This is a genomic window from Psychrobacter sp. FDAARGOS_221, from assembly GCF_002313155.2.
In the GTDB taxonomy this organism is placed as follows: Bacteria; Pseudomonadota; Gammaproteobacteria; order Pseudomonadales; family Moraxellaceae; genus Psychrobacter.
This window is the reverse complement of the sequence record NZ_NWFK02000001.1, coordinates 139,764-151,322: the sequence shown is the minus strand read 5'-3', so window position 1 is coordinate 151,322 and position 11,559 is coordinate 139,764. Positions and strand designations below refer to the sequence as shown.

At 37.7% G+C, this 11,559-nt stretch carries 13 protein-coding genes; 4 read left to right on the top strand and 9 right to left on the bottom strand.

Annotation, left to right across the window (positions count from 1 at the left end):
* Positions 1-70: 70 nt before the first annotated feature.
* Positions 71-907 carry a pirin family protein gene (locus A6J60_RS00705; RefSeq protein WP_096064291.1) on the top strand — a complete coding sequence of 279 codons (837 nt, stop codon included), beginning with the start codon at positions 71-73 and terminating at the stop codon, positions 905-907.
* Positions 908-1,115: 208 nt separating this feature from the next.
* Here A6J60_RS00705 and A6J60_RS00700 read toward each other — a convergent pair whose 3' ends face one another.
* The 8 genes from A6J60_RS00700 to A6J60_RS00655 form a co-directional block, all read right to left on the bottom strand.
* Positions 1,116-1,427, bottom strand: a complete 312-nt coding sequence (locus A6J60_RS00700; protein WP_096064290.1) for a hypothetical protein — start codon at positions 1,425-1,427, stop codon at positions 1,116-1,118.
* 159 nt (positions 1,428-1,586) lie between these two features.
* On the bottom strand, positions 1,587-1,850 hold the full coding sequence (locus A6J60_RS13340; protein WP_193777993.1) for a polymorphic toxin-type HINT domain-containing protein: 264 nt from the start codon (positions 1,848-1,850) through the stop codon (positions 1,587-1,589).
* A gap of 40 nt (positions 1,851-1,890) precedes the next feature.
* Positions 1,891-2,679: a hypothetical protein gene (locus A6J60_RS00690; RefSeq protein WP_096064289.1), complete on the bottom strand. Its 789-nt coding sequence runs from the start codon at positions 2,677-2,679 to the stop codon at positions 1,891-1,893.
* A 799-nt stretch (positions 2,680-3,478) separates the two neighbouring features.
* Positions 3,479-4,644 (bottom strand): IS3 family transposase gene (locus tag A6J60_RS00680; protein WP_096064200.1). Its coding sequence is split into 2 segments (ribosomal slippage): positions 3,479-4,386 and positions 4,386-4,644, totalling 1,167 coding nucleotides; the frame shifts between segments, so codons are not numbered across the junction.
* Positions 4,645-4,896: 252 nt separating this feature from the next.
* Positions 4,897-5,355 carry a hypothetical protein gene (locus A6J60_RS00670; protein ID WP_096064287.1) on the bottom strand — a complete coding sequence of 153 codons (459 nt, stop codon included), beginning with the start codon at positions 5,353-5,355 and terminating at the stop codon, positions 4,897-4,899.
* Between the two features lie 235 nt (positions 5,356-5,590).
* Entirely contained in the window at positions 5,591-5,959 is a 369-nt protein-coding gene (locus A6J60_RS00665) for a hypothetical protein (protein ID WP_096064286.1), read from the bottom strand.
* Positions 5,960-6,052: 93 nt separating this feature from the next.
* Entirely contained in the window at positions 6,053-6,649 is a 597-nt protein-coding gene (locus A6J60_RS00660) for an imm11 family protein (RefSeq protein WP_096064285.1), read from the bottom strand.
* 32 nt (positions 6,650-6,681) lie between these two features.
* The gene (locus tag A6J60_RS00655) at positions 6,682-7,041 is read right to left on the bottom strand and encodes a hypothetical protein (RefSeq protein ID WP_096064284.1); all 360 of its coding nucleotides are present in this window, start codon (positions 7,039-7,041) and stop codon (positions 6,682-6,684) included.
* A 227-nt stretch (positions 7,042-7,268) separates the two neighbouring features.
* Between A6J60_RS00655 and xseA the strand changes: the two genes are divergently transcribed.
* From xseA to A6J60_RS00640, 3 genes are all read left to right on the top strand, one after another.
* Positions 7,269-8,810, top strand: a complete 1,542-nt coding sequence (gene xseA, locus A6J60_RS00650; protein WP_096064283.1) for an exodeoxyribonuclease VII large subunit — start codon at positions 7,269-7,271, stop codon at positions 8,808-8,810.
* An 87-nt stretch (positions 8,811-8,897) separates the two neighbouring features.
* The gene (gene xseB, locus A6J60_RS00645) at positions 8,898-9,170 is read left to right on the top strand and encodes an exodeoxyribonuclease VII small subunit (protein WP_096064282.1); all 273 of its coding nucleotides are present in this window, start codon (positions 8,898-8,900) and stop codon (positions 9,168-9,170) included.
* Positions 9,171-9,214: 44 nt separating this feature from the next.
* Positions 9,215-10,405: a glycerate kinase gene (locus A6J60_RS00640; RefSeq protein ID WP_096064281.1), complete on the top strand. Its 1,191-nt coding sequence runs from the start codon at positions 9,215-9,217 to the stop codon at positions 10,403-10,405.
* A 243-nt stretch (positions 10,406-10,648) separates the two neighbouring features.
* On the opposite strand, the gene A6J60_RS00635 is transcribed toward A6J60_RS00640, so the two are convergent.
* The gene (locus A6J60_RS00635) at positions 10,649-11,179 is read right to left on the bottom strand and encodes a hypothetical protein (RefSeq protein ID WP_227526009.1); all 531 of its coding nucleotides are present in this window, start codon (positions 11,177-11,179) and stop codon (positions 10,649-10,651) included.
* Positions 11,180-11,559: the final 380 nt, after the last annotated feature.

Here is an 11,559-nt window from a genome sequence, read left to right as displayed (position 1 = left end):
CACAGCACTTGATAATCACCAAACAAGCAACCATATACTCATTAAATCTATTTAATATAAAGAGCCGATTATGCAAAATTACACAAGAATAATTACCGATGTTTTATCCGCACAAAAAGTCATTGATGACGGCGATATGCTGTTATGGCGTGCCCTACCTCAGCGTGATCGATTGTCTATTGGACCTTATGTGTTTGTTGATCATTACAACCATCAAAGCAAGCGTGGTATAGGTGATAGACCGCACCCACATGCTGGTATTGAGGTGATTAGTTATCTTTTTGAGGGCGGTGTTGCCCATCGTGACAGCAAAGGTCTCAAAGGTGAGTTAAACGCACTCGATGCCCAATATATTAATGCAGGGCGCGGTATTATCCATGCCGAACAACCAACCAGTGGTCGCCACGGATTACAGTTATGGACAAGCTTGCCCGCTGACAAAAAACTGATGGAACCCAGCTATCAAGAATATAAAAGCGACCAAATTCCAGAGTTTAATAAAGATCAGGCCACCATTCGCGTCGTTGCAGGTCATCTTGAGGGTTATGACGGTCCTATTCAGACCCAAACCACCAACTTATTAGCGCATGTTCGCTTACCTGCCAATCAAAGCGTTACTTTGAATGTGGATGAAAAAAGTGCTGAAGAGCTTGGCGTTTATGTGGTGACTGGTCAACTGGCCTTACCCGACGGACGCAAACTTGGTTCAGAGTCTATCGCGGTTTTATCCACGGGTAACAGTGTCACTTTGACGGCAAGTGATGTCGATGTCGAGTTGGTGTTACTAGGCGGTGAGACCATAAAAGACAACATTATTTTCGATGGTCCGTTTGTGATGGATACCGAAGAGCGTATCGTGCAAGCTTATGAGGACTATCACAGTGGCAAAATGGGTCAGCTTGTTTAACGTATCATGATAGTCTGTCGTTATGGCATATCTGCTGTAGCGATAGGCTTAGATTAGTTCGTTTAAAAATTTTTATGTTCATCTGTAACTACCCCGTAAAATAACACAGCTCAAACGTAAAATTTATTGTCAAGCATTCATAATGATGTTGTGTTAAGAATGGGATATTTACAGTCTCTTAGATTATTTTTGTTTAAAAATATCTATATCATCTAATAAGACTAGGAGAGAAAAAACTTATATCACTCAATCTATCTAACTCATTAAACACCTTTTTTTCTTTCAAATTTCTATCTATTCTAGCAATATGAGATAATGCTTTTATGCAAGCCAGTTTTATTTCTTTATTATTGTTTTCTAAGAAGCTTTTTACAACCAACTCTTTAACTTCCTTTCTATCTTCAGAATATAAAGCAAGACCAATTACCCCACTAACAAAATCATTAATCTTATTATTTTTTAAGAAGTCCTCAACTTCTCGCACTTTATATAGTTTTGGCTTTTCGTAATACTTATTCATTGTATTTTCCCTTTTCAATTAGTCAGACCTTCTTTTATTAATATATTCTTCATTTCTTGCGTAAGCTCATTCCAACTCCTAACATGACCATGATATGTTGATCCTTGGGTTTTATCGAAAACAACAAACTCACCATTATCCTTATCTACTGCTATCCTTCTACCTGAGGTATTCTTGATTTAAAGCTTGCTGAGGATTGCCTGGTGCTTTTAACTTTACCGAACTTCCTACGTTAGTATGATAAGGAGCAGCTTCATAGGTTAAACCACAACAGTCTGCATTATGAACCCAAATACCCAGCTTACCAATATGATAGGTACTAAAGTCTTGTACTTCAAAGTTATAAACCGTATCGGTTTCATCTAAAGCAGTCTGACAAATAATAGTGGCGGTTGCATTGCCTTGTTTATCCAGTAGCGTCATTCTAGCTTATAAGATAGACGCTTTTGCCAACCTTCAGTGTTTAAAGTTTAGGTTTTATAAACTCAGGCGTTTCAATACTCGGCATATTCTCATAAATTTTAAGTAAAGTTTGCTCTGGCGTTAAGTCTTCACCATGATGCCAATAAACAATCTTAAGCCACGTCGCAGCTCTTGTGAATTGACCATAGCCTAACCAAGTATTTTCTAAATATTTGGCTAATAATTTTCCACCCACTTCTATCATGGTTTGATTGTCGTGTATGGGGTTTAATTGTTTTTGACAAACCAGATAGCCATACTCTCTTGGTGTGATGGTTTTTCTTTTTAATGAGATGTTTTTTTGACCATAATAGTGTTCAAATTCTTTGATGCCAGTCTCATAGTCTTGGGCTTGTATGCACAATGCTAAATAATCATCTAAACCATATGTTTTAAGACTTCTGGTTTCCCACCACTGACGTTTGACATAATTATCACCATAGATAGTTTTTGCATGTTGCCAGTCGCTGATACTGTCTTTACCAGTAGCAAGCCATTTGGCAAGGGCTAAGTGTTCATATAGCTGATATTTATGGAAATAAGGATCATCATCTTCTTCTCCAAAACGATTCTTAACTATTTCATTATCATCAATGGCTTGTTGTATCCATTGGATATGGCTGGGAAGAATTACCTCTGTTTCAGACTTTAAACCTACCATCCAATATGAAATCAAACTATTTATATTATATAAGCTTATATTACCCATCGGACTATCAGGATCGTATTTAGTATTGATTAAAAAATCAATCATTGCATTTTTTCGTTTTTTTATAGGATCAAATAACATTTCAACACATCCTTTTTATCGACAGGCTTAGATTAGTGATGCAATACATGCGTTATCTGTTAAAGTATTTTTTGAGGGATATAACTGGTTGCTCCATCTATATGGTAGCTTAGTTCCAGTTATTTTAAGATTTAAATAAGGGAGTATTTCCTAAGCATGCTGTCTCATACCAAATTAGTCTTCTTCAGCTTTATGTTGTTTCTAACAAGTTTACTTGTCGAAAGAAATGGAGGGCTATATATTAACTCTTATTTAAAACAAGGAGATTTAGTTAGAATTTCAGATCTCCAAGGCACTGGAGGTTCAGACTTTGTACTAATAGTAATAAGCAGCTTAGTTTTATTTCTATTAATTTCAATAACAGCGTTAATTAATACTTTAGATCAAATGAAAGTTACGCTATATGTGTTTTATTTTTTAATATCCATGTTCATTCTAAATTTAACTGAAACTGCAAAATTTATAGATATTAATTACGCAACATTATTTTTGGCCAAGAACCCTTTATATATAATCTGGTTTACCGTTTATTTAGTAATCTTTACATTGATAATATATGAAGTTATTAGAGCTTTTACATCTAACCGGGCTAACAACCACTGCCCGTCAAAATAACACAGCTCAAACTCAGAATTTCTTATAAAACACTCTTAAGCAATTTTGAAATAGATTATTTTCAACTAATAAAAGGATCTTCATCATCAAAACGCTTTTTAACAAAACCAAACCCAGTCAATCCTGCATCAATCACTCTGACCCCTGCCGTCAAATCCGTACACCTAAACTTGGGAGATTTTGATCAGGCAGCTTGACGATAGAAATCCATCCAAACTTGTCTTGGCGATCTCATACCTAAACTCTGCTGAATCCTGACTTGATTGTAATCTAACTCGATATATTTTATGATACTGTTGATTGCTTCAAATCGAGTTTTGTAATTATGATGATATATCAGCTCATTCTTTAAAACGCCCCAGAAGCTCTCTATTGGCGCATTGTCATAACAGTTACCTTTCGCACTCATAGATCCTTTAAAACCGTATTTACTGATCATTTTGCGATAATCTTCGCTGCAATACTGGCTGCCTCTATCTGAATGTACAATAAGCCCTTGGCTAGGTCGTTTATCCTTGATTGCTTTATTTAAGGCTCTACAGACTAAATCTGCTTTCATGCGTTTATCGATAGCGTAGCCAACCAATTCTTTGGTATATAAGTCTTTGACGCCTGCTAAATAAAGCCAGCCCTCATCTGTCCAAATATAGGTTATATCACTGACCCAAGCACAATTAGGACGGTTAACGCCAAACTGTTGTTTAAGAAAATTAGGATAGACTCGCTTGTTATGGTCTGAGTCCGTTGTCACTTTAAAGCGTTTATGACGTCTACATTTGATGTCATGTTCTTCCTTGATACTACGCACCATGTACTTGCTAATCTCATGTCCATGCTCACTTAAATGTGCATGCAGACGCTGATAACCATATCGCTCTTTAGTCTCACTATGCGCAGCTTTTACAAGCAGCTCACAGCGGTTACGATGTATTTGCTGAGCACTGATATTACGCTTGGTCCAGTCATAGTAGCTTGATGGTTTAATATCAAGGGTTTTACACATGCTGGTAATGCTAAATTCATATTTGTGATGGTCAATAAAGGCGTACCTTACTGACCGTGTTTCGCAAAGTACGCCGTGGCCTTTTTTAGTATCTCTCGTTCTTCTTGTGCTATTTTTAGTTCACGCTTTAAACGCTTCATTTCTTCAAGGGCTGAAACAAGCTCTGGATCGTATTGCTTAGTACCCTTGAGCATGCCTTGATTGGCTTTTCGTTGCCAGTTAGCCAGTGTCTGCATTGGCAGCCCTAACCGCCTAGCTGTAGCACTAACATTGCCACCATTATTCTCTATTGCTTTAACTGCTTCTGCTTTAAATTCTTCACTGTATCTTTTAGCTTTCTTTGTCATGGTAAACTCCTATTTGTCTTCCTTAGTTTACCAAGTTTTTGTCTACGGTTTTTTCAGCATAGCTCAGAATCATTCTTACCTAAATACTTAGCATATCTTATATCAGTGTTGTACCATTCGTAAATCATATTGAACCTTTGTTTTTTATTTAAAAATTTATTGCGTTTGCATTATGAACCCAAACATCCAGCTCACCAATATGATAGGTATGGAGCTCATCAGCTTCAAAGTTATAAACTGTATCGGTTTTTTCTAACTTGGTTTGGCTGAAAGTTGTTTTTTGAATTCATGATACTGATTTGTTTGATTCACTAGTTGCTCTTTCATTTCATCGTCCAGACTATCAAATAGTTCATTTTTTAAAATCTCATAAGCCCTAATAAACATATGTTTATTATTTCTCGTATAGGCTTGTCTCATATCCAGATCATCAAACGAACTTAATATATTGAATAAAACACCTAACTCATAAGGGTTATAATCAAATGCTTTTATAAAATACTTTAAACCAGTTTCATCCTCATCATATTCAGTTATATTAGGGCAGTACATCGCGACGATTAATCCTTTTAGATTTATAGCATCGGCTACTTCCTCTTTGTTTGCTTCAGCATCTATAATAATTTCATTTAATAAATTAAATGCTGATGAAAACTCACTAATTTCAATTAAAGAACTTGCTTTATCTAATTTATCAGCTATATGTGTCATTATTTAACTCCTGCATTATTTATAGACAAATTACCGTCTAAAGATCTAGTAGCTTTAACCATAGACAACGAAACCTGACGCTGACGTGCTTGTCTTAAACTTTCTCTTGTTATCAACCTCTCACAACACTGCTAAACTTTAAAGGATGACCACTAAAAATAAAACTGCCATCTAAGTCATCAAGCTCGTCTAACATTTTGACCTCAGCATAAATATCGTCAACTATTTTTCTAACCTAGACTTGATCGTTTTTATCTCGTAATGTATTTAAGTTAAATATCAAAATCTGTGAGTACAATTCTTTATTTTCAAAAAAAGCCACTAATCTCCATTCATCTATAGGTGAATTCATATCTTCCAACCAACAAATATACATATCGAGTTTTTCATATTCTTTGTCATAAACCATATGCTTGCTAACATCCACGTCTTTACTGAGCTCTTTAAAGCTGACCCATGTGCCTTTAGGTGTTTTAAATAACTTTTTTAATAGAACCTTAGCATCTACAGTAGCAATAAAATAATAAACAAATAATTCGAACAGCAACGATAACTCACTTTCAAACTCATCTTCTTTGTTATCATACAAATTATTATCTGCCATTTTACATACCTTTTTTACTGTTTTTGGAACAACACAGCTTAAACGTAGAAGTTCTTATCAATCACTCGCAAGCAATTTTGAAATAAATTATTTTCAACTAATAAAAGGATCTTCATCATAAGGTTCTTTAACAAAACCAAACCCAGTTAACCCTGCATCAATCACTCTTTGCTTAAATTCATCTGTCACATAAATACTGGTCGCACTATCAGGTAACACAAACATGCAGTTATCACCTATCTCATCTTCTCGAAACACCCATTTAGTCATGCTTCCAAAATAACCTTTCCCTGCATTTTTACCAGAAATTTGTATCATGCCTTTTGATTGTTCACGGTTAATACAATCAATCACTGTATGCACCACTACCATATAATACGCTGTGTCTGGTTTGTCTTCTAATTTAACAGGATATAATGTGGCATGCTTTTGCCAAATATCCGCCAACGCATCAACCGCTTTTTGACTGATTAATTTCTGTACGCCTGATGAAACACAATCACTGATGATTTTATTTTTTGTTTGCCCATTCCCTATAAACTGAACCAGCAAAGGAGTTTCCCATTCCGATAGAGGTGGCAAGGGATCTCCTAAGATAGGGCTATCCCAGCACATTGAGCTTTCATCAGAGTCATTTTTACCAAGATATCTAGCATACTTCATGTCTGGATTAAACCACTTGTAAATCATATAAGTTTCCCATTGCTTTTTTTAGTCAATTATCATTTGATTAATTTAAAATCGAAAATACTCTCAAGCTTGCTTACCGGCACTCTAATATAGCTTTCAAAGCGTTGACTTTTAATTTGCTCAAAGAGATTAGGATTATCGATTAATATGGGAGGGATTTCATTGGTATCAGAGTGTATTCTTAAACTTATAAGAATTTCGAGTAGTTCATATAGATTATCTGAATAAATATCACTTTTAATTTTGCATACTACTGTATTAGATGCGTGAAAAGCCTCTTGAGCCGACAAAGTACTAACATTTCTATCAATAAACTGACTTAGATACCATTCATCTAGACTATCATCGTTAGAAATCTTTTTAAAAAAGTCGTTTAACTTAGTTTCAAACATACTTAACTCTTGAATTTTAAATTGACTGTTTCTATGATTACTGAAATCTGCCGTTCTTATCTTAAATTTTCTCTTGTTATCAAGCTCTCACAACACTGCTAAACTAGTAAAATCAAACTTACCACAACCAAAAGTTGAGATTGATGTCATACTGGCTATAATACCCTTCTGCTTATGAAACAAGCATAATAATTATAAAACCCACCTCCCTGATACAGACTGATACTATGCCTAAGCCAGACTTATCTCGCCTCGACTCTCTCCCCTCAGACGGTTCAGGCTTTGATGCCGAAAACTTTGATAGCGATGAGTTAATCGACCCTGTAGCCGATGAATTAGAAAATACCGTTCTTAGGTTGAGCGATTATCTGGCAGCCATTGAGCTGGTCGTCAAAGAAACCTTTCAGCACAGCGTGTGGGTCAAAGCCGAAATTCGCAACCTATCGAGCAAAAACGGGCATTATTACTTCGAACTGGCTGAAAAGGATGATGACGGCAAAGTGATTGCCAGTTGTCGAGGTAACTTATGGCGCTTTAAAGCGGCACGTGTACTGGGCAAATTTGAGCGTGTCACCGGTATGCAGCTTGAGCGTGACGTCACTGTATTGTTGAATGTTACCGCTACTTTTCACCCATTATACGGCTTTTCACTGGCGATTAATGACATAGATCCAAGTTACACCTTGGGTGACTTAGCGCGCCAATATGCCGCCATGCTAGAGCGCTTAAGTGCTGAAGGTTTACTCAACTTAAATAAGCAAGTCCCTGACCCTTTTGATATTGAGCATGTCTTGGTTATTGCTCCCGAAAAAGCTGCTGGTCTTGGAGACTTCCGAGCCGATGCTGATAGATTGCAGCATACCGGGGCGTGTCACTTTCACTATCACTATGCTACATTTCAAGGCAATCATGCGCCCAAAGAGATACGTCACGCCATCACCAAAGGCATACTCACCTTCAAAAAAGAATATGATCGCCTGCCCGATGTGATGGTAATTATTCGTGGCGGCGGTGCGGTTGGCGACTTGGCGTATCTGAACGATTATGAGCTAGCCGCTTTGGTTGCCGAGCAGCCGATTCCGGTCTGGGTTGGTATCGGTCATGAGCGTGACAATGTCATTTTGGATGAAGTGGCGCACACCAGCTTTGATACGCCGTCAAAGGTGATAGCCGGTATTACCAATCATCTAGCCAGCCTAATGCAGCGTACTCAAGACTTTGCCGACACCATTTGGCATGCCAGTCAGCAACAAGTTACCCAAGCAGCAATGGCGACCGAGCGTCAGTTCACCGCCATTCAAAACACCAGCAGCTATAACTTGCAGCGCTGGCAGCATTTAAGTGACTCGCACTTTAATACCATTAAACAGCATGCTAAATTTGAGCTGCGTCAGGCTTCTATGACCAGCAATACCAATATGAAGCAAATTCAGCAGCTAAGCTATAACCACTTATCACGTGCCAGCAGCGCCATTGATACACGTTATCAAACTATCAAGGAAAGCAGTTATCAGCGTCTTTCAGATGCGGCTAAGCAAGTACGTTATTACCAGCAAGTGGTGTTGATCCAAAACCCTGCCCGCCTGCTTGATCAAGGCTATGCCTTTGTCCAAAACTCAGAAGATAAGTACCTTAATTCTGTGTCCAGTATCGAAAAAGGCGACTTTGTTAAAGTATCTATGAGTGATGGCGAGGTGAAAGCTGTGGTCTATGATGTCAATAAACACTCAACTGCTGATACGGATTCTATCGAAGCCGATCAAAGCTAGACCCTAACTATATACTGATTTACTTTTATCGACCTTTCATTTACACACTTAAAACTTGTTCATTTTATTGATTATAAGGATTCTATTATGGCCACACGTACCCGTAAAAAAGCCGCACCAAAAACATTCAAAGATGCGTATCAAATTCTAAAAACCAATGCCGAAGAGTTGCAAAACGCTAATGAACCAGACATCGATAACCTGATGAATACGGTTGAGCAATCTATAGCCGCTTATAAAGTATGCCAAGCACGTATTGAAGCGGTACAACAAGCGCTAGATGCCGCTTTTGATGAAGAGGTTGCAGAAGATGAGCCTAGTCAGGATGATGCGACTGAAACTGAGAGTTCAGCTGAGTAATCTGGCTTCTTATTTGTGATAAACCTGTAAGGCTAAGGCGCTGAATGAATATTCTAATCGCACCAGACTCATTTAAAGAAAGCCTAAACGCTATTGAGGTCTGTAACGCTATCAAAGAAGGCTTTAGTCAGGTTTACCCTAATGCCGAATATCACTTATTGCCACTCGCTGATGGCGGCGAAGGCACCTCAAGTGTCTTATCCTATGTATTAGATGGTGAGTGGCAGCAAATTAAAGTGCATGATCCGTTGATGCGCCCTGTTACCGCCAAATACTTCTTAACGCATGATGGCATGGCGATTATTGAAGTCGCTGAAGCATGCGGATTGCATTTATTAGCATCGGCTGAACGTAATCCATTGATTACGACCACTTATGGTGTTGGTGAAATGATAGCCGATGCTATTGGTAAAGGCGCCATACGACTACTGATTGGATTAGGCGGCAGTGCGACTAATGATGCAGGTGCTGGCATGTTGCAAGCGTTAGGCGTCAGAATATTCGACACCAATGGTAACCTGCTAAGCGCAGGCGGTGCGAATCTTATTGATACTCATAGTATTGATGCCTCACCTTTAAAAGATTTACTGTCAACGATTAAGATTGCCGTGGCTTGCGATGTAACCAGCCCACTGTGTGGTCCTACTGGCGCCAGCCATGTATTTGGGCCCCAAAAAGGCGCCACTTCTGCTGATGACATACTCACTTTAGATCAAGCACTGGCTCACTTTGCCGCTGTCACTGATTCTGCTGCTTTCAGCTTAACTGGCACTCACAATATCAAACCAAACTGTGCAGATGTTGAAGGTGCAGGCGCTGCAGGTGGCTTAGGATTTGCGCTGATGGCTTATTGCCAAGCTGGACTCAAATCAGGATTTGATACGATTTCTGAAGTGGTTCAACTGGACCAACATTTAGCCAGTGCTGACTTAGTGATTACTGGTGAAGGTAAACTTGATGCCCAAACCGCTATGGGTAAAGTTGCCAGTGGTGTAGCATTGCGAGCCAAGGCTATCAATCCAAGCTTACCCGTGATTGCTATCTGTGGCAGTGTAGATCGAGATTTAAGCGCTCAAAACCGTTTTAACAACCTACCCTTTGATGTAGTAATGCCCAGTATTCAAAAGCCAGATGCATTAGAAAACATACTTGCAGGCGCCTACCCTAATGTGGCGCAAACCGCTTATCAATTGGCTGCTGCCTTGCAATTAGGACAGCGTCTCAACCCTGAATGATATCTAAAGTATTGACATAAAAAAGTACAAAAATAATGAATAATGAATGATAGTTAATCACTACCATACTCACTCACTTATTAGACCATGTCCTGATCTGGTAAATATCAAAAAGGCCAACTGCTAGCAGTTGGCCTTTTTTATTTTGAAGTGATAACGACAGAATCATTATTTTAAACTGGTTAGCACAATGAATCACTAGAAGCAATTTTATGTGACGCTTCAACAAATCATCATCAAAAACTATTTATATTCCCAGCCTACAACCTCACCATTTTCAACATAGACTCTCGTACCATAGCGATTTCCACTCTTATGATCATATTTCCATGTTTCTTTGGTTTTTGTTTTTAATACTTTTTTTTCTGTTTCTTCTGGGTAGCCCAATGAAAATTCTAGTTGTTCTGTCGTTTCTCCAACCCAAAGCTCTTTGTCCATAATACGATCAACAACTTCATCATCATCATACATATCTAGATAAAATTTGTGTCGTTCCTCAGACAAGCGTCTCCTCTCCTCCTGCTCCTGCTTTCTTTTCTTACTTTTAATAATAAACTTTAAGATATAACCTACAACAATAACAGCTACAATTAATACGAGAAAGTTTGTCCAGCCAAGTGTTTGAGATATAAATTGCAAAACAGATGTTTGAGATATACGCTCCCAAGCACTAGACATTAAAGACCAAACAAGACTAATAACGCCAACAATGATTATTAAGGGGAGCAGCTTAACAATGAGCTTAATTACATCTGAATCTGTTGCGATGAACATACCTTAATTTAAGATTAAGAAAATAGGCGTTTATATTAACTTAACTTAAGAATATAAGCAAAACATCTTGGTTTAATAATTGACTTTAATGTGGTACGCCTAGCATTCAGAAGCTTGATTATCTTGAAAATTTTCTTAAATTCGCTTAACCTAATCTGCCGCATATGGCATATCAATTGACATAAAAAAGTACATAAATAACAACATTTGCATACCATTGTACATTTGAAAATACTTAGCTCACTGGGTATTGTTTAACGTACGTTTTAATTATTGGGCGTCTAACTTTACCTAAGACAAAAATAATAAATGATAGTCAGCCATCATTAAATTATTACTACATAAGATTTAGAACCTGTCCAAAACAAATTTACTTTTTA